At 44.1% G+C, this 19,244-nt stretch carries 15 protein-coding genes; 1 reads left to right on the forward strand and 14 read right to left on the reverse strand.

The annotated features are described in order from the left end of the window. Nucleotides 1–6: 6 nt before the first annotated feature. Nucleotides 7–1,011, forward strand: a complete 1,005-nt coding sequence (gene amgK, locus BHC43_RS09655; RefSeq protein ID WP_100140378.1) for an N-acetylmuramate/N-acetylglucosamine kinase AmgK — start codon at nt 7–9, stop codon at nt 1,009–1,011. Between the two features lie 52 nt (nt 1,012–1,063). Here amgK and BHC43_RS09660 read toward each other — a convergent pair whose 3' ends face one another. The 14 genes from BHC43_RS09660 to mraY form a co-directional block, all read right to left on the reverse strand. Next, entirely contained in the window at nt 1,064–2,047 is a 984-nt protein-coding gene (locus BHC43_RS09660) for a hypothetical protein (RefSeq protein WP_100157258.1), read from the reverse strand. 73 nt (nt 2,048–2,120) lie between these two features. Next, a complete protein-coding gene (locus tag BHC43_RS09665) occupies nt 2,121–2,882 on the reverse strand; it encodes a class I SAM-dependent methyltransferase (protein ID WP_257378017.1) in 762 nt (253 codons plus the stop codon). Then, nucleotides 2,882–4,354: a sigma-54-dependent transcriptional regulator gene (locus tag BHC43_RS09670; protein ID WP_100157259.1), complete on the reverse strand. Its 1,473-nt coding sequence runs from the start codon at nt 4,352–4,354 to the stop codon at nt 2,882–2,884. Before BHC43_RS09670 ends, BHC43_RS09665 begins: the two co-directional genes overlap by 1 nt. Next, nucleotides 4,347–5,921, reverse strand: a complete 1,575-nt coding sequence (locus BHC43_RS09675; RefSeq protein WP_100151731.1) for an ATP-binding protein — start codon at nt 5,919–5,921, stop codon at nt 4,347–4,349. Before BHC43_RS09675 ends, BHC43_RS09670 begins: the two co-directional genes overlap by 8 nt. Before the next feature lie 6 nt (nt 5,922–5,927). Beyond that, the gene (gene parC / locus BHC43_RS09680) at nt 5,928–8,246 is read right to left on the reverse strand and encodes a DNA topoisomerase IV subunit A (RefSeq protein ID WP_100157260.1); all 2,319 of its coding nucleotides are present in this window, start codon (nt 8,244–8,246) and stop codon (nt 5,928–5,930) included. A 317-nt stretch (nt 8,247–8,563) separates the two neighbouring features. Next, a complete protein-coding gene (gene ftsZ, locus BHC43_RS09685; protein ID WP_100140383.1) occupies nt 8,564–9,742 on the reverse strand; it encodes a cell division protein FtsZ in 1,179 nt (392 codons plus the stop codon). Between the two features lie 114 nt (nt 9,743–9,856). Beyond that, complete coding sequence (ftsA, locus tag BHC43_RS09690; protein ID WP_100140535.1) at nt 9,857–11,092, reverse strand: cell division protein FtsA; 1,236 nt, start codon at nt 11,090–11,092, stop codon at nt 9,857–9,859. Nucleotides 11,093–11,134: 42 nt separating this feature from the next. Then, nucleotides 11,135–11,914 carry a cell division protein FtsQ/DivIB gene (locus BHC43_RS09695; protein ID WP_100140384.1) on the reverse strand — a complete coding sequence of 260 codons (780 nt, stop codon included), beginning with the start codon at nt 11,912–11,914 and terminating at the stop codon, nt 11,135–11,137. After that, nucleotides 11,898–12,809 (reverse strand): D-alanine--D-alanine ligase, encoded by a 912-nt coding sequence (locus tag BHC43_RS09700; protein ID WP_100140385.1) that lies wholly within the window; start codon nt 12,807–12,809, stop codon nt 11,898–11,900. The genes BHC43_RS09695 and BHC43_RS09700 overlap by 17 nt, the downstream gene beginning before the upstream one ends. A gap of 66 nt (nt 12,810–12,875) precedes the next feature. After that, complete coding sequence (gene murC, locus BHC43_RS09705) at nt 12,876–14,276, reverse strand: UDP-N-acetylmuramate--L-alanine ligase (RefSeq protein ID WP_100157355.1); 1,401 nt, start codon at nt 14,274–14,276, stop codon at nt 12,876–12,878. 77 nt (nt 14,277–14,353) lie between these two features. Beyond that, the gene (murG, locus tag BHC43_RS09710) at nt 14,354–15,421 is read right to left on the reverse strand and encodes an undecaprenyldiphospho-muramoylpentapeptide beta-N-acetylglucosaminyltransferase (RefSeq protein WP_100157261.1); all 1,068 of its coding nucleotides are present in this window, start codon (nt 15,419–15,421) and stop codon (nt 14,354–14,356) included. Between the two features lie 36 nt (nt 15,422–15,457). Then, complete coding sequence (gene ftsW / locus BHC43_RS09715) at nt 15,458–16,612, reverse strand: putative lipid II flippase FtsW (RefSeq protein WP_100140387.1); 1,155 nt, start codon at nt 16,610–16,612, stop codon at nt 15,458–15,460. Then, nucleotides 16,609–17,958, reverse strand: a complete 1,350-nt coding sequence (gene murD / locus BHC43_RS09720; protein ID WP_100157262.1) for a UDP-N-acetylmuramoyl-L-alanine--D-glutamate ligase — start codon at nt 17,956–17,958, stop codon at nt 16,609–16,611. Before murD ends, ftsW begins: the two co-directional genes overlap by 4 nt. A 64-nt stretch (nt 17,959–18,022) precedes the next feature. Next, nucleotides 18,023–19,108 (reverse strand): phospho-N-acetylmuramoyl-pentapeptide-transferase, encoded by a 1,086-nt coding sequence (mraY, locus tag BHC43_RS09725; protein WP_100140389.1) that lies wholly within the window; start codon nt 19,106–19,108, stop codon nt 18,023–18,025. Nucleotides 19,109–19,244: the final 136 nt, after the last annotated feature.

The following is a 19,244-nucleotide window of genomic DNA, read 5'->3' on the forward strand; positions in this document are numbered from 1 at the left end:
AATGCCATGCAACGAGAATCCGAACTAAAAAAATGGTTACATACATGTTATCCGCAACAGGATTTTGTTCTTAGCTTTGCTGCTGCTGATGCTGATTTCCGCCGTTATTTCCGAGCTGTTTTCAAGGATAACCACAGTGTAATCTGTATGGATGCGCCACCTGATAAAATGAGCATTCAGCCTTATATCAAGGTACAGCACCTTTTTCAGGCCATAAATGTACCCAAAATTTATCATGCAGACGTGCAAAAAGGATTCATGGCACTGGAGGACTTCGGCCATACCCCCTATCTGGCAGCACTATTGCAAGATAAACGTCCTGAAGTGCATAAGATATTATTACTTGAAGCAGTTGATGAGTTAATTACCCTGCAAAAGGCTAGTCTACCTGATCAACTACCAATATATGATGAAACAGTCATGACACGCGAAATGCAACTGTTTCCAGAATGGTATGTACAAAAAGAACTTGGCTTATCTCTGACTGAAAAACAGCAACATTTGTGGCAACAGGCTGTATCTGCCGTCTTACCGGCCATTCTGGCTCAACCAAAGGTTTATGTACATCGTGACTACATTGTACGTAATATTATGCTTACTCGCGGCCGCCCCGGTATTCTGGATTTTCAAGATGCATTATACGGTCCAATTACTTATGACTTAGTCTCGTTGCTTCGCGATGCTTTTATTGAATGGGATGAAGAATTTATACTGGACATAGTTATTCGATACTGGGAGAAAGCCCGCGCTGCCGGACTACCGGTTCATAATGATTTTGACCATTTCTACCGTGACTTTGAATTGATGGGCGTGCAGCGTCATCTGAAAGTAGCCGGTATTTTTGCCCGATTGTATTATCGTGATGGTAAAGACAAATACCGTAGTGAAATTCATCGCTTCCTAAAATATTTACGCAAGACTAGCCGACGTTATCATGAGTTGCGCCCATTGTTGCAATTAATCACTGAGTTGATCGGAGCTGAAGAAATTCAGACCGGCTATACTTTCTGAAAATATTTTTCAATAGTCAAGCAAGCTGCTAAATGATTAGCAGCTTGCTTGATTATTCAATGGGTATCTGCAACAAAAACTTTAGTCTCTGCCAAAAACCCATATTCAAATAATGATTTAAACGGGTATTCAAAATCCATTCTCTTTGCTGCATATCACTCATCATTTGATTCAGATTAGACATATTGGCTTGCAATTTTTTATATTCCTGATTCAGCTTTGCATACTGTTCATATAGTTGACTATTGCTGTGTTGTTTTAACTGTTGATTTTCAAGTTCAAGTAAAGTCTGCTGATATAAAATTTCAAGATTATTTATTTTATTTTGATGATATTTTTTTGATACAGGATCCGAACGGATTTTGCCATACACTTTTTTTGCAAATATTTTTTTCAGTGCATGGTAATATTTTTTAACTTCATCAACTGTAAAATTTATTTCTCCACAAAATTCTGTATCAAGCTTTAGTTTTTTTGAGATGCTCACTTCGATAATGGGAATATGATTTTTCTCAAATGAATTTATTTTTTTCTGATAACAGGGATTAGTAAAAACTACTTCTATCGCCAGACATCCATTCCATTTATCGTATAATTCACAGTCTTCACCAAAATAACCGATTAAATCCGGATAATATTTTTCTTCATTTTTATCAAAATGTTGAAATTTCAGGCATGGTTCAACCAAGAATTTTGAAAATCTGAAATTATATTTATCATTATCAATTGTGAAATTTATTTCAGACATTTCCTGCAAAACCAACATTGCTGTTGAATGATATATTGATTCTTGCCTGTTCTTATCAACTTCATCCGATTGATATCTGAAAAATCCATATTCAGTTGGTATTAATTCCTGCCGGTTGATTTCATCAAATTCGGTTGAATAAAACTTGAGTCCTGAATAAGCTTCAGGGTGTTGCTGTTTTAATTTCAGCACATCCCAGATATAGAAGATTTCAAGCTTTTCCAATTGCTTGTTGTAGATAAATTGCTCATGTACATCTTTGGCGTAGGCCCATATTTTTCTGGCCATTCAATATTCTCCCCTATGCTACACAGATTACTATATTATTGATTCTCTTCTAAAAAAATGCTGCCTAAATAAATTATAATGGAATATACCCATCAAAACGCGTGGTTTTGCCTAAATACTGAAAAGCCGGCTGCTTTTCTGCCAAAAATCTACCATTAGCTGGCCGTTTTACAACCACTCGTTTACAAGCAAGCTGTTGTGCTGCCAGTAATAAATCCGTGTCGTTATTCTCATCGGCGGTTCCAAGCAGCTCATGGAAATAAGCCATTTCCTTTTTTACCGCCGCTGATTTCTGCTTTTGGGGGTACATTGGATCCAGATATATCACATCTGGCAAGCAATCAGATTTTTGCATTGCCGCTTTACAAGTTATACTGCCATATTTCAGATTAATCCTCTGTGCTATCTGAGCTGTATTATGATCTGCGAGTGCTCTTTGCAAACCATCTGCCAACAAAGCATGGACATAAGGATTGCGTTCAAATACCAGCACCTCTAATCCCAGAGAAGCCATCACAAACGCATCTCGACCCAGCCCACCAGTAGCATCCCAGACCAGCGGCTGAGTTTTAGCCTGTACGGCACGAGCCAGCAGTTCACCACCGCCAAACAGGCGCCGGTGCCTAGCTGTTCCCTGCACGAAATCCACACGTACAACACCCTTATTTCCGGCTTTAGCCAGAGCAAGGCCGTAATCATCATAATACAAGTACAAACCATGCGCAGGTGGCTGCGGCTGAAAGTGCAGTTTTTCTGTCTCTAATAGATTTTGCAGAGGCATGCACAATTTACTGAGGTCTACAATCTGCCCAGTTAGAACCATTGCTTGTATCATTAGGCAATACCCAATCGTTCCATTCGATAACGCATTGATCTAAAGCTGATGCCCAGCAGTTTTGCCGCTTGTGTACGGTTATAACGGGTCTGTGCTAATGCCTGCTGCAGAATATGACGTTCTACATCGTCGAGATAGTCCTGAATCTGGGTATGACCAAACTGAAAATCTGTCCTTGCAGGATTTTCCTCGGCAGGATTATGGACACTATCTGTCGATAAATTACGCTGATTATCAAATGAGAAACTTTGAATCTGTAAATCATCAACTTCGATAATATGATTTTTTGATAACGCGATTGCTCGTTCTAATATATTTTCCAGCTCGCGAAAATTGCCGGGATAGCTATATTGCAATAAAGCTTGCTCAGCTGCTGGGCTCAGGGTCATGGTTTCATCACGTAGAATACGTCGCAACAAAACCTGAATCAGTTCTGGTAAATCATCACGTAATTCACGTAAAGGGGGCATGGTTATGGACACCACATTTAGACGGTAAAACAAATCCTGCCGAAATTGTCCCGTTTCTACCAAAGCATTCAGGTCTTTATGAGTAGCACAGATAATACGGACATCAACTTGCTTTTCTTCCATTTCACCAATCCGGCGAACAGCTCGTTCCTGAATGGCACGCAAAAGCTTTACTTGCATGGATAATGGCAAATCAGCCACTTCATCCAAAAATAATGTACCACCATCTGCATGCTGAAAAAATCCTGCTCTGTCATTGTCTGCGCCGGTAAAACTCCCTTTTTTATAACCAAAAAACTCACTTTCCATCAATGCTTCTGGAATCGCCCCGCAATTGACTGCAACAAATGCTTTATCTTTACGTGCTGATTGTTCATGAATACTGCGGGCTGCTTGCTCTTTTCCACTACCGGATTCCCCGGCAATATAGACGGGTACATTGGATTTAGCCAGTTTGCTTATTAATTGTCGCACTTCAGCAATTAAAGGGGAGTGACCAAGCAATCGCTCTTGAGCAGCACTTTGGTTTCCTCTACCTGGCTCAGAAACATTCTGGGATTTCACTTCAGATTGTTTAGTGCTTGTGGCTGCTTTAGTAATTGAGTCGGTATCAGAGCTATGGTTGATTGTCAGCACAGATTTAACTAATGTGCGTAGTTGTGCCAGAGTAATGGGTTTTTGCAGATAATCAAAAGCACCATTTTTTAATGCCTGCACTGCTTGCACTGCATTACCGTAAGCAGTAATCACAGCAATCGGAATATCCAGATTATGCTCGGTTATATAATCTACAATTTCCAGACCAGATCCGTCTGGCATACGCATATCAGTAAGTACCAGAGAGAAAGCATGATTACGTAATGCTTTTTTGGCTTCAGCCACGCCGGCAGCGGTCTGGACAGATAAACCCATTTTTATCAGGGTTAATTCCATTAAATCACGAATATCAGCTTCATCATCTATTACCAGCACTGGCTTTTTTAATTCTACCTGACTATTCATCAACCATCCTTGGCAAAGTCAATTCAAATCCATTTAATTGCGGACTGTAATTTAACTGTCCGTGATTGGCTAAAGCCAGTTCACGCGCCACATACAGCCCCAGCCCCGTACCACTGGGCTCAGTAGTAAAAAATGGCTCAAATAGATGTAACTGATTCTCTGCACTCACACCCGCACCATTATCTATCACTATAATTGAAATTTTCTGCTGCCATTCTTTGCGCATGACAACCCGAATAGCCTCTTTATTCTGCTGGCTGTGTCGCCAAGCATTATTCATTAGATTCCACATTATCTGTTGCAAATGTATTGAGTCACAACTGACTACCAATGGTTCGCTGTCGGCTTCAAGCTTAATACAATGCAAAGCCTGAGGTTTAATCAGTATGAATTCCTGTACAAACGCAGACCAGAAAACGCGCAAATCAATAACCTGCCTGTTTTTCTTATCACGTTTATTTAAGACGCCGATGTCTTCAAGCATTTTATCAATCCGACTGATATTATTGTCCACAATATGAAACAGTTTCAGCCGTGCCGGATCGTTTTCTTCCTCCTGCAATAGTTCATTGGCTTGACGTACAGCGGACATCGGATTGCGTATTTCATGTGCCAGATTAGCGGTTAATTGCCCTAAAGATGCCAGTTTGAGAGCCATAGCCTCCTGATCTATTTCAGTACGGGCACGCATAGACAACATCAATAAGGGCGTATTGGCCTCCTGTAGCAGTCGCGCATGTACTCGCATCGGCAAACCATTGAGGGTACAGTTGATTTCAAATATATTTTTCTGCTCTGTGTGCCAGTAATGCATAATCTGACGAAAAATAACTGTGCGAGTATCCACCACCAGCATAGGAAAATATTTCTGTGCTTTACGGTTAATTAACCATATCATGCCACTCTCATCTAATACCACTACCCCTTCCTGCACATAATTAAAAGCACGATCCAGCAGGTGGCGATAACTGTCGAGCATCTTTGATTGCTGATATTGCAGATTTTGCGAGCGAGCTAGTGAAGTGGCCACATAAGCGGTCAGCCCAGCCACAAGGTAAACAGCTGCAATCAGCATAAACGCGATGGTACAAATCCGCATACTGATATTTTCAAAACCATTACGGCTAATTTGCAACCAAGTAATGATTACAATCAGTAAGGTGACATATCCTGCATATATTAGCGGATAACGACCACGACTAAACAAGCAAGCGGCAGCCACAAATGGCAACAACAAAATACCAAAGCCGCTGTCCACACCACCAGCCATACTCATCAGCCATGCAATCATGGTGATGTCTACAGCCGCATTAACATTAGGTAGGGCATCTGGCTGATTTTGCCAACGCGGTACCAGCATCGAAAACAAAATCAGAAAACCGTAAAGTGCCGCCCAGCTGTAGAGCTCAGGTTTATTGAATATTGGTACGCTTAGTCCCGGTTCATCCATGTTTCGGGTCAGGACGTAAAAAGTCATGATGGAAAACAACAGGCTCATGCGGGCAATATTAAGTAAGGCAGAAAGCCTGTCCAGATATTGCGGCCAGCCATGAATACGGGTTTTCATACCGGCTTAATTTCCATCATTCAAAGTACCATAAATAGCCAGAATTGCGCCCGAAACGCTTAATTCTTTACCTTTGTGTCCTCTCCTGTTACTGATATCCTGTACACGCAGTGTTTCCTGATGACGGCCACCTCGTTTACCTTGAGTTTCCAACGTAAATTCTGGTGAGTCTGACAGCACAATGTAATTTAATGTCTCATCAGACGGCAAACTCATGATTTGCAGACCGCGCCCTTTAGCCATCACTTTGAGTTCAAGTAAAGGAAAAGCAAGCAGACGGTTAGCACTGGAAACAGCAATCAGCTCGGTTTGGCTACCGGCGGACAAGGATTTGGCCGGCACCGGCAGGGGTGGCAATAATGTTTCATTATCATTAACCGTCATCACCACTTTGCCGTTTTTAGTACGGCTAACCAAATCTTTGAAAGCAATCACAAAACCATAGCCACCACTGTTGGCCAAAAGGTAATGCTGCTGAGGTAAGGCAGTGAGCATTGCAACGATTGTCGCCCCTTGATCAAGCTCAACTAGAGAACCGGCCGGCACGCCATCACCGCGACCACCAGGAATGCTGGCTGCGTCAACGCTGTAGGCACGTCCGTGCGAGTCCAGCAGTATAACCGGCCATACCGTACGACCTTCCACGGCCTGCATTAGGCCATCGCCCTCTTTAAAGGTGGTCTGGCTCAAATCCAAATTATGCCCAACCCGCGTTTTCAGCCAGCCTTTCTTCGATAATACCAGCGTAACCGGCTCATCGGCTGTCATCTGAGTAAGTGTAGCGCGCTCTGCCGGCTGAATCAGAGTGCGGCGGTTATCGCCATAAAGTTTGGTATCTACATCAATTTCCTTAATTACCAAATTTTTCTTGGCAATTTCATTTTCCAGTAACGAAACTAATTGCTCACGCTCCTGCTGCAGTTTATTCAATTCTGTTTCTAGTTTAATCCATTCCAATCTGGCCAACTGACGCAAACGAATTTCCAGAATATCATCCGCCTGTATCTCACTTAAGCCGAATGCCGATATCAATTCTTGTTTAGGTTCATCTGATTCACGGATAACGCGAATAACTTCATCTATATGCAGGAATACAGTCTGCCTGCCTTGCAAAATATGAATACGTTTTTCTACCTGCTCTAACCGATACTGCAAACGTCGTGTAACAGTCAGAATACGAAAATCAAGCCACTCACGCAGAATCTGAACAAGGTTTTTTTGCGCAGGTTTATTATCCTGCCCCATCATTACCAGATTAATCGCTACATTTCCCTCAAGACTGGTTTGAGCCAGTAATGTATTCATGAATTCATCCGGCTGAATGCGACTGGATTTCGGTTCGAACACCAGCCGCACCGGAGCCTGTCCATCTGATTCATCTCGCACTCTCTCCAGCAGCGAAAGCATCAGTGTGCGCGTATTCATTTGCTCCTGAGTCAGATTTTTTTTACCGGTTTTAGGTTTAGGATTAGTCTGTTCTTCTATCTCTGCCAATATTTTTTGCGCAGAAGTACCCGGAGGTAGCTCGGTTACTATTGCCCGCCAGTGTCCACGTGCCAGTTTTTCTATTTCGTACCGTGCCCGTACTCGAATACTGCCTTTACCCTGAGCATAAATAACCTGAATATCCTCCGGTGAAGTAATAATCTGCCCGCCGCCAGCGAAATCAGGGCCAGGTAGATGCTGCATTAAAGCTGTAGTATCTAAAGTAGGTTGTTTCAATAATGCTATAGCCGCCGCGCTAACTTCACGTAGATTATGTGAAGGAATTTCTGTAGCCAGACCAACTGCAATACCAGAAGCGCCATTCAACAAAATCATCGGCAGTCGAGCTGGCAAAACCGTAGGTTCAACAAAGGCACCATCATAATTGGGAATGAAATCCACCGTACCCATGTCGATTTCGGACAGCAGCAATTCAGCAATCGGAGTTAAACGTGCTTCTGTATAACGCATGGCTGCAGCACTATCGCCATCGCGTGATCCGAAATTACCGATACCGTCAATCAATGGATAGCGTAAAGTAAAATCCTGAGCCATGCGTACCATCGCATCATAGGCAGATGCATCACCATGCGGATGATATTTACCCAGAATTTCACCCACCACGCGCGCCGATTTCACTGGCTTGGAGCCATGTACCAAGCCCATATCTTTCATGGCATACAGAATGCGCCGCTGTACCGGTTTTTGACCGTCTGCCACATCCGGCAATGCCCGACCTTTCACCACACTCATAGCATAGGCTAGATAAGCACGTTCAGCATACTGCCCTAAAAGGAGATAATCTTCACCGTGGTCTGATTGTTGGATTACGTCACTCATATTATTCTGACTTCACTAATTTTTATCTGAAACAGATTAATTTAGCTATCTATTGTAAGGGATTTCAGGTTTCCAGCCCAACCTACATATTTCTGACTGTATAATTTAAAACTCTTGAACTTCCCTACAAATAAATTATTGCTTAGTTTGGTAGTTTTAGATCAGACTCTACAAATTGTGTCTGCAATCTGAAACGCTTTTGCAATAAATTTTTTTGGTATATTTAGCTAGAATCAAAAATAGCGTTTCTTTGAATTTAAGAAAATAAAAAGCCGTCCAGAATTTCATTCTGGACAGCTTTAATATTTCTAAAAATATCAATCTGCCTGTCGACGAATCACAGCCGGAATTTCAAAATCATCCAGAACGGACTGATTAGAAAAATCAGCAGCAGCCAGATTCATACTACGTGCACTGCGGCCAGAGCGTACAACGCTGCCAATATCCGGATAGGCATCTTCGGTACCAGTAGCCTGTACCGTTTGCAAAACACGCAGATTGCTTTGCTGCTGATGATGCAAAGCTTTCTGTTCTTGTAACCCGGTAGCAATAATGGTAACGCGTATTTCGCCTTCTTCCATGCTGGCATCTTCAGAAGTGCCATATTTCAACGCAGCTTCGTCATGAGCATATTCATCAATCATGCTCATGATTTCTTTGTATTCTGACATTTTAAGACAACCTGGAGCAGTAGTAATGTTTACCAGAACACCCTGCGCACCATCCAGTGTCACGTCATCAAGCAGCGGGCTGGCAATAGCCTGCTCAGTAGCAATACGGGCACGATCAACGCCATGAGCACTGCCTGAACCCATCATTGCCATACCCATGATGCTCATCACGTTTTTCACATCAGCAAAGTCAAGATTGATGATACCCGGATTGGTAATAACCTCAGCAATACCAGCCACCGCATTGCGTAATACATTATCTGCAGCACGGAATGCTTCACGCATGCTGACATCTTCGCCCAATGCTGACATCAGTTTGTCATTTGGAATCACAATCAGAGAATCAACGGTATTTTTCAGAATTTCTATGCCGTTGTTCGCCACCTGAATACGCTTACCTTCATATTCAAACGGGCGTGTCACCACTGCAACGGTCAGAATACCCATTTCCTTGGCCAGCTCAGCCACAACAGGTGCTGCGCCTGTACCAGTACCGCCACCCATGCCAGTAGTGATAAACAGCATGTTGGCACCGCGGATAGCATCTGACAATGCTTCACGGTCTTCCATGGCTGCATTCCGACCAATTTCTGGATCAGCGCCAGCTCCGAGACCCCGGGTTAGATTGTTACCCAGTTGAATGCGTTTTGAGGCTTTACTGTTTTGTAAAGACTGTGCGTCAGTATTAGCACTGATAAACTCAATACCGGCAACCGCATTTTCAACCATATTGTTAATAGCATTACAGCCACCACCGCCAATACCAATGACTTTGATAACGGCAGCACCGACTACTGTCTCCACAACATCATATACCAGTTGCATTTATGTCTCCTGACAAAACATGCGCATAATCATTTTAAACCCTTGTATAACTATCATTATATCGACAGTTATACACAATGCGCAAAAGTTCTGTCATTTATTGTGTTAGATAAGTTAAAAATTGTTTTTAAACCAAGCTTGTAATTTGGAAAGCCATGACTCTTTCGGTTCGGCAGCAGTGGCAACAGGCAGGTCATTTTTACTGTCATCTTCACATGCTGCCTGCAATAGGCCAATTGCGGTGGCATAACGCGGGTTGCGAATCCTCTCCGATACACCGCCCATTTCCTGTGGAACGCCAATACGCGCCGGCAGATTGAATACATCTTCAGCTAGCTCTACCATGCCGGGTAATAATGACGCTCCACCAGTTAAAACCACACCGGACGTGAGCACATCCTCGGGAAAGCCGGAACGACGTAATTCGTTTAATGTCAGCTCCAGAATTTCTTCCACACGCGGACCAATAACACTGGCCAGTGTCCGGCGTGAAATCTGACGTGGATTGCGATCTCCAACACTAGGCACTTCAATCATGTCATCCAGTCCATCCATTGTAGCCAGCGCTACGCCATGGTTGATTTTGATGTATTCAGCAGCACTGTGCGGTGTGCGTAGTGCCTGAGCCAAATCCTTGGTAATCAAGTCTCCCGCAACTGGAATGACAGCTGTATGCCGGATAGCTCCGTTGGTGTAGACAGCAATATCAGTGGTACCTCCGCCGATATCAATTACACAGACGCCAAGATCCTTTTCATCTTCAGTCAACACCGCCTGTCCGCTCGCCAACGGCTGAAGAATCATTTTGCTGATTTGCAAACCGCAACGATTGACGCATTTCTGAATATTCTGCATGGCAGTAACTGCACCGGTGATAATGTGAATACGTGTATCCAGACGCACGCCGCTCATTCCGATTGGTTCGCGTACACCGGGCTGATTATCAATAATAAATTCCTGTACAACTGTATGCAGAATATCGTGGTCAGGCGGAATATTTACTGCTTTAGCGGTTTCAATCGCACGGTCGATATCGGCCTGACTAACTTCACCATCCTTGATTTTTACCACACCCTGCGAATTGAAACTACGGATATGATTGCCCGCAATACCAGTGGTAACGCTTTCTACCGGTACATCAGCCATCATCTGTGCTTCTTCCATGGCCTGCTTGATAGCCTGTGCTGTGGTTTCGATATTGGTTACCATCCCTGCCTTCAAACCGCGAGATGGCGCTTGTCCCAGACCAACAATGTGGATTTCGTTGTCTTCCTGTACTTCACCAATCAGGGCGATTACTTTTGACGTGCCGATATCCAACGCACTGATGTATTTTTTACCTTTAACCATGGTCATCACTTTAAATTCAAATTATCAATCGGTCTGTCCGGATCAATCCAACTGTGCATCCTGCTGATCCATTGTTGCAGCATCTTCTGAGAAATTATCGTCAGCAGAAGCTGATACAGCTTTGTTTTTATAACGTATTGCAAAACCATCTGGATAGCGCAAATCCACATAGTCAATAGCAGCGGCCTGATTGTGCAATACCTGAGGCCATGCCCAGACAAAATGCGACAGACGCTGCTCTACTTTTTCCCGACCCAGTCGCAGTGTCATACCATTAGTCAGTTTCAACTGCCAGGCAGAACGGTCACTCAGCTGTAATTGCTGAATATGCAAGCCGGTTGGTTGTAACAAACTTTCGAATGTTAGCAAATGTACAGTCATGTAGCGAGCGGAACTGTTGGTTCCAGTAAATAATGGCAACTGTTGCTGACTGGTTGCAGTAAAAATTTGTCCATCGTTGTCCACCAGTTGCTGAGCATTCCAGCGTGCCACAGGTACCCGCTCTTTAATCTCCAGCTGTACAGTATCAGGCCATATCCGCTTTACCTGAACTTTGGCGACCCATGGCAGTTTAGCTAAAGCCGCCTGTGCAGCACTAACATTCACGGTAAAAATATTACCACGCAAATACTGCTTACTGATTTCTTCAATTTCGGAAGACTGCAAATTTTTCAACGGCTGTAACACTTTTATTTGCCGTACCGGAAAGTAAGGTGAGTGAACCAGCCACGTTCCGCCTGCACCCAGCAGACAGAACAATACACAAACATATAACCAGCGATAAAGCCGTTTTAAGGCCTGCGCATTATCCCAAAGTCGCATGACTTAAAATTTCAACACACAAATCTTCAAAACTCAAGCCAATTTCACGTGCCGCTTTAGGCACCAGACTGTGACCTGTCATGCCTGGCACAGTATTGACTTCCAGAATATAAATCGTTCCGTCTGCATCACGGAGAAAATCTACTCTTCCCCAGCCGCGACCCCCCAGAGCTTTAAATGCCCGGGCTGTCAGATCCCGCATGTGCTGCTCATCTGGGGGTGTCAGATCTGCGGGACATAAATAAACGGTATCATCACGGTGGTATTTGGCCTCATAATCATAAAAGTCAGTTGCCGGAAGAATACGTATACTGGGCAACACCTCCTCACCCAAAATAGCACAGGTATATTCTCCACCCTCAATAGCACGTTCTGCCAGAATTTCACCGTGATATTGTTTCAGCTGCTGATAAGCCTTAGCCAGCTCACCCGTCTGTCTGATTTTCATCACACCTACACTACTGCCTTCTGCTGCCGGTTTAACAAACAGAGGCAAACCCAGTTTTGCTTCTACATCAGCAAAATCACTATCGTCATGTAATACAATAAAAGGGACACAGGGTAAACCAACGCCCTGCCAGATAAGACGGCTGCGAAATTTGTCCATACCTATAGCACTAGCAGCTACGCCGCAACCCGTATACGGTATACCCAAGGCTTCTAATGCGCCTTGCACCACACCATCTTCCCCAAAGGAACCATGCAAAATATTGAAAGCATGTTTAAACTTTTCACTGACCAAGTCAGACAAAGGTCGCTCAGCTGGGTCAAAAGCATGTGCATCCACACCTCGGCTTTTGAGCGCTGTTAAAATTGCCGCGCCACTGGCCAGTGACACCTCACGTTCACTGGAGAAGCCACCCATCAGTACGGCGACTTTACCAAAATTATTCATTACTTTATTTTTTCCTGTATTTCTTTCAATTACTACTATTCTTGCACACGATATAGATTGCCATACCTAAATAGCTGCGGCCATTTCGGTAATCATGGCTGGTACTTTATTGATACTACCAGCACCCATATTGAGCAAAACATCACCATCTTGCAACACATTTAATAAAGTGGGTGCCATTTCATCCACGTTTGCTACATAAATCGGTTCAACTTTGCCTAAAACCCGAATAGCTCGCATTAAAGCTTTACTGTCTGCGGCCACAATTGGATCCTCACCTGCTGCGTATACTTCCGTTAACACTACACCATCAGCTTTAGTCAGTACCTGTACAAAATCTTCAAAAAGGTCACGGGTTCGGGTATAGCGATGCGGCTGAAAAGCCACTACCAGTCGGCGGTCTGGATAGGCACCACGTGCTGCAGCAATAGTAGCAGACATTTCTACCGGATGATGCCCATAATCATCAATAAGTAATGCTTTACCGCCATCCGGCAAAGAAATATCACCGTATTGCTGAAAACGGCGACCAACACCGGCAAAGCTTTCTAGCCCAATCTGTATTGCAGAAACAGAAACACCGATTTCCAGTGCCACACCGATTACAGCAAGTGCATTTAAAACATTATGCTGTCCCGGCATATTGACCGTTACACTAAATGGATTAATACCTTTTTTGCGTGTATGAACATCAAAACGCATCTGCGCACCGCAGGCTACTATATTGCTAGCATATAAATCGGCACTGTCATCCAGTCCGTAAGTAACAAAGGGTTTCTGAATCAGCGGCAATATCTGACGCACATGTTCGCTGTCGATACATAAGAAGGCTTTGCCGTAAAATGGCATTCGATGCACAAAGTCAACAAAAGCCTGATGCAGTTTTTCAACATCATGGTCATAAGTATCCATGTGATCAGTATCAATATTGGTCACAACAGTGAATAGAGGAGTCAAATATAAAAAAGATGCATCGGATTCATCAGCTTCGGCAACAATATATTCCCCTTTACCCAGCTTGGCATTGCTGCCGGCAGCAGTTAAGCGTCCGCCGATAACAAAAGTCGGATCCAATCCGGCAGCGGCGAGCACAGAAGCAGTTAGACTGGTAGTTGTTGTTTTTCCATGTGTACCGGCAATCGCAATACCCCGTCCAAAACGCATGATTTCAGCTAGCATCATGGCGCGAGGAATAACTGGAATTTTTTGTTCCAGTGCAGCTACCACTTCAGGATTATCTTTCTTTACCGCGGTTGAGGTCACAACCACATCAGCACCACAAATATTATCTGCACTGTGGCCACAGCTAATCTGCACACCGATAGCCCGCAAATGTTGAGTGGCGGCATTATCAGCTAAATCAGAACCACTAATCTGATAGCCTTCATTATGTAATACTTCAGCAATACCGCACATACCCGTACCACCAATACCCACAAAATGTATGTGACGGATACGGTCTTTCATATTTTCTTTCATACTATATTTACTTTTCCGGCCGGCTCAGGCTATACAACATCTTCCGGCCATTCTTTAATCATTGTTCAAAGCACACTAGCCACTGCCGCTGCTGCAACTTTAGCCGCACTATCCGGCTGAGCCAATGCCCGAGCTTTCTCTGCCATCTGCAAACATTGTTCGCGTGACAAATCAGCCAGTACCGTTTGCAGGGACTGGGCATTTAGGCTAGTTTGAGGCATTAGCACGGCCGCGCCATCCTTAACCATATACTGTGCATTAGCAGTCTGATGGTCGTCAACGGCATGCGGATAAGGCACCAAAATCGCGCCCAAGCCAGCAGCGGTTAGTTCAGCTATAGTCAGTGCACCAGCACGGCATATCACTAGATCAGCTTCACGGTATGCAGAAACCATATCGGTGATAAATTCCACACATTCTGCTTTAACACCATATTCATCATATTGATGCTGTAACTGTGTTAATTTATTGCGTCCAGACTGATGCAGCAGATTCGGACGCTGCGATTCCGGCAATAAAGCCATAGCCTGTGGCACAACTTTATTTAATATATCGGCTCCCAGACTACCGCCCACCACCAAAATATTCAGCACGCCCTGCCTACCAGCAAAGCGTTGTGCTGGAGGGGTTAATGCTGCAATATCTGCTCGAACAGGATTACCTACCAGCCCGTTTTGGTTGGTAAAAACCTGCGGGAATGCATACATCACCTGACTGGCAAAATGAGACAGTACTTTATTAGATAAACCGGCAATAGCATTTTGCTCATGTACAATCAACGGCAAGCCGCATAATCTGGCTGCGATGCCGCCGGGAAAAGTGACAAATCCCCCAAAACCGATAACCGCATCAACATTGTACCGACGGATAATTCTCCGTGCGGCAGCAATGGTTTTTACTAAAGTAAACGGCAACAGTAATTTTCGTTTTATTCCGTTACCACGAATGCCTTTAATAGAGAGAGTTTCCAACGGAATGTTGTATTGTGGTACCAGACGCGTTTCCATTGCACCTTCACTACCTAGCCAGACAATACGATGTCCCTGAGCCTGCAACTCCTGAGCAACAGCAAGTGCAGGAAATATATGCCCGCCTGTACCGCCCGCCATGACCATAAAGGTTTTTGCATTCATTGAATATCCGCTTTACTCATTATGTTTGAGGATAAATTAAACTTTAAAACCACGCATGACCCGTCGGTTTTCATAATCAACTCGTAATAGCAAGCCCACGCAAATAAGAATAATCATCACCGCAGAACCGCCATAGGAAAGCAAAGGCAAAGTTAACCCTTTAGTTGGTAGAAGTCCAATATTGACACCAATATTAAAAAAGCTCTGGATACCCAACCAAATACCAATACCTTTGGCAACAAATGAACCATAAAACAGCTCTAGATCACGTGCCTGCTTGCCAATTGAAAAAGCTCTGATCACTAACCAAATATAACAAAACATTAGTACCAAAATACCGACAAAACCGAATTCTTCTCCAATTACCGCGAGAATAAAATCGGTATGAGCTTCAGGTAAATAAAAACGTTTTTCCAAACTGGCGCCAAGCCCGACACCAAACCAGCCACCACGACCGATGGCCATTAATGAATGGGTCAACTGATAGCCTTTACCAAGCGGATCAGCCCACGGGTCAAGAAAACCGGCCACGCGCGCCATACGGTAAGGTTCAAACAGCACCAGCAAAATCATGGCCAGCAAACCGAAACCAACAACCGCCATAAACCAACGAAAAGGTAAACCAGCCAGAAACAGCAGGCCGACAGCAATAACGGATACCACAACAAATGATCCAAAATCGGGCTCCAGCATAATCAGCCCAAGACCAAGACCGACCGGAATACCAGCAAACCAAACCTTTTTAAATTCTTTTAATATTTCTGCTCGGCGGGTAAAGAAACTAGACAGATACAGAATAATAGCCAGCTTGAACACTTCTGTAGGCTGAATATTGACCATACCTACATTAATCCAGCGGCGGGCACCGTTAATTTCACGCCCCATCACCAGTACCAATATCAACAACAGAATACTGAGCAGTAATACTAGTGGTGTAAGTTTTTTCCATGTACGTAGAGGAATACGCGCGGCAATACAACCAAGCAGCCCGCCGCACAGCAGAAAAACTGCCTGGCGAACTAAATAAAAATAAGTACTGCCGCCATCATGTCTTGCATAAGCAATAGAAGCCGAATACACCATAATCAGGCTAAAACTGGCCATCAGCACCACCATCCACAGCAGTGACTGGTCGAATGTATCGCCGCGGCGTAATAATTTACGGTCGAGCAAACGTGATTCGGTAATCATGCTTGGCTATCCTGCAACTGTCGCACACTGGCAATAAATACTTCACTACGGTGCGCATATCCTTTAAACATATCATAACTGGCACATGCTGGACTCAGTAGCACGATATCACCCGCTTTAGCCAGTGCAAAGGCACGCTGAGTAGCCTGAGGTAAATCATCACAATATTCTACCGGATAATTTTCTCCATCCAGAACAGATCCTAGCTGCTGTGCATCTACACCAATAAGCAGCACTGCCCGAGCCTTATCACGTAAAGCTGTTTGCAACGGCGAAAAATCCTGTCCCTTCCCTTGTCCGCCCGCTATCAACACGATTGGTTTATCCAGCCCAAACAGTGCTGCACAAGTTGCACCGACATTGGTTCCTTTTGAATCATCAATAAATGTGACACCATTGACTTCAGCCACTTTTTCAACCCGATGCGGCAACCCCTTGAAAGCACCAACATGGTTCAGCAGTTGCGCTCGCGATAAACCTATGGCTTCACATAAAGCAAACGCAGCCAGCACATTGGCAGCGTTATGTTTGCCTTGCAGAGGTAGTGCATCAAAGGATAGTAAAGCTTCATTACCAGCAGAGAGCACACCTTGATTCAGCCAGTAGTCGGTATTTTTTTGTAAAGAAAACCATTTCACATTATGTTCGTGGCGCAGCATGGCACAACAGAATGTGTCATCAGCATTCAATACCTGCATGGCGTGACCACGAAAAATCCGGTCTTTACTGTGTGCATAATCAAGTAAATCATCATAGCGATTCAAATGATCTTCAGACACATTCAGCACTGTAGCCACAGTGGCATTGAGACATGGAGTGGTTTCTAGCTGAAAACTGGAAAGTTCCAGCACCCACACATCGGCGGTTTTACCGTCGCGTGCTAGATAAGCTTCAAGAACCGGTGTGCCTATATTGCCTGCAACGACGGTATCCAGACCACACTTTTCACATAAAAATCCTACCAGACTGGTGGTGGTGGTTTTGCCATTTGATCCGGTAATTGCAATTACTTTGCTACCGCTACCAGCCAGTAGTTCAGCTAAAATAGCTACATCACCAACTACTTGCCCACCGGCACGTTTAAAAGCAACAATTGCTGTATCACGTTGGCTTATACCTGGGCTTAACGCCAGCACATCAAAATGATGCTGATTCAAAACTGCCGCCAATTCACCCGTATGAATGTCAACCTGATAATGATTGAGAACTGACTGACGCGTTGCTTCATCCGGCTGCATATCATATGCGGCCACTTTAGCGCCAGCTTGAGTCAAAAATGCCAGCATTGAAACACCGGTACGTCCCAACCCTGCAACCAAAACTTTTTTATTACGCCAGTCAGTCATGGCTTAGTCCTACATTTATTTTTCAGTTACACATTCAAGGCCTGAAACTAATATTTTAAGGCCATTATCGTATTTTCAGAGAAGAAAGTCCCACCAGCACCAAAATCATGGTGATAATCCAGAAACGTACTACTACCTGCGTCTCTTTCCAGCCTTTCTGCTCAAAATGATGGTGGATCGGTGCCATCAGAAAAATACGTTTACGCCGTAATTTATATGAACCTACCTGTAGCATCACTGACAAAGCTTCTACAACAAATAAGCCGCCCATAATCACCAGCACAATTTCCTGACGCACTATCACCGCTATCGTACCCAAGGCGGCACCCAGAGCCAATGCCCCGACATCACCCATAAATACCTGTGCTGGATAAGCATTAAACCATAGGAAACCCAGACACGAGCCACAAATGGCTGCACCAAATATCATGACTTCATTGGCGCCGGGCACATGGGGCAACTGCAAATAATGTGCAAATTCTGCATGTCCACTCACATAGGCAAAAATAGACAAGCCCGCAGCCACCAGCACTACTGGAAAAGCCGCCAACCCATCCAAACCATCCGTCAAATTAACTGCATTGGATGTGCCAACAATTACAAAGTAAGTCAGCACCACAAAGCCTATACCACCTAAAGGATAAGCAATTTCCTTGAAAAACGGCACAATAAAAGTAGTTGTTGAACTTAAATGCGCAGCATAAAACAACACCACTCCAGCAATTAGTGCTACGGTAGATTGCCATATCATCTTGAATTTGGCCGATACACCATGTGGGTCTTTGTAAACGACCTTTTTCCAGTCATCATAAAAGCCCAGCGCTCCGGTACTGAGCATCACTAGCAACAGCACCCAAATATAAGGATTAGCCAGATTGGCCCATAATAATGTTGTAACCGTAATTGCCAATAAAATCAGCGTTCCGCCCATTGTGGGAGTACCGCTTTTAATTAGATGGGTTTTAGGTCCATCATCGCGAACGGCCTGTCCGACCTTGAGTTGAGTTAATTTGCGGATCATCCATGGCCCAAACGCAAGGCTTAGTCCCATAGACGTAAGCGCGGCCATTACAGCACGAAAAGTAGTATATTGAAATAAATGAAAACCACTTATCCAATAATGAAAAAGTTCAGCTAACCACAAAAGCATGGTTGTTTTTCCTTGCCACAGCTCAGGCCATGACGGTTAATCAAATAATCACTGCTGACGGAAATAATTATTCCGACAACCTAAACCGGTAACGAAAGCACCAAACAATCAAACCGGCAATCAATGGTTACCGCAT

Source organism: Snodgrassella alvi (assembly GCF_002777855.1).
GTDB lineage: Bacteria > Pseudomonadota > Gammaproteobacteria > Burkholderiales > Neisseriaceae > Snodgrassella > Snodgrassella alvi_E.